Annotated in this window: 1 protein-coding gene; it reads right to left on the reverse strand. The window is 54.3% G+C overall.

Annotated features, from left to right (window positions below):
* The coding region (locus GHO42_RS07455; protein WP_371928118.1) for a Sua5/YciO/YrdC/YwlC family protein at positions 1–248 on the reverse strand (248 nt) is incomplete at its 3' end.
* Positions 249–269: the final 21 nt, after the last annotated feature.

Genomic DNA, 269 nt, shown 5'->3' on the forward strand with positions numbered 1-269 from the left:
GTATCAACCTTGGCAAACAAGCCCAGTTGCGACAAACCCGAACACATCAAGGTGAAGTTGTGTTTGTCATCCAGGTTACGCAGGCGCTTGATCCGCTCGATCGCAGACTTGTCGCCCATCTGGCATCCCACTGCGTAGGACGAGTCGGTGGGGTAGATCACCACGCCACCCTTGCGGATGATCTCGACTGCCTGTTTGATCAGGCGCGGCTGCGGGTTTACCGGATGTATCTGGAAAAATTGACTCACGTTATGTTCCTGTTCAGTCGG

Source organism: Pseudomonas sp. FSL R10-0056, assembly GCF_009600105.1.
Classification (GTDB): domain Bacteria; phylum Pseudomonadota; class Gammaproteobacteria; order Pseudomonadales; family Pseudomonadaceae; genus Aquipseudomonas; species Aquipseudomonas bubulae.